1 protein-coding gene is annotated in these 268 nt (G+C 42.9%); it reads left to right on the top strand.

The genetic code is table 11. The features are described from left to right. The coding region (locus tag H5201_RS22815) for a transposase (RefSeq protein WP_182785475.1) at positions 1–268 on the top strand (268 nt) is incomplete at both ends.

The raw sequence follows: 268 nt of genomic DNA, 5'->3' as shown, positions 1-268 counted from the left end.
AAAACAACAGCAGTTTGAGTATGGATACTTATTTGGTGCAGTGTGCCCAAGTAATGGTAAAACAGAAGCGCTGATCAGCCCTATCGTCAATAAAGACGTCATGACGCAACACATGGAATTAATATCAAAAGCCACGGAGGTAGGACGTCATGCGGTCGTGATCGTTGATGGCGCTGGTTGGCATACTATTGATACTGTAAAACCATTCAATAATGTCACGCTAATAAAACTTCCGCCTTACTCCCCGGAGTTAAATCCAATAGAGCAA

It is taken from the genome of Pseudoalteromonas sp. SG43-6 (assembly GCF_014164365.1).
Classification (GTDB): domain Bacteria; phylum Pseudomonadota; class Gammaproteobacteria; order Enterobacterales; family Alteromonadaceae; genus Pseudoalteromonas; species Pseudoalteromonas rhizosphaerae.
Note: the sequence above shows the minus strand (reverse complement) of the source record. Positions and strands in the feature narration are given on the sequence as shown.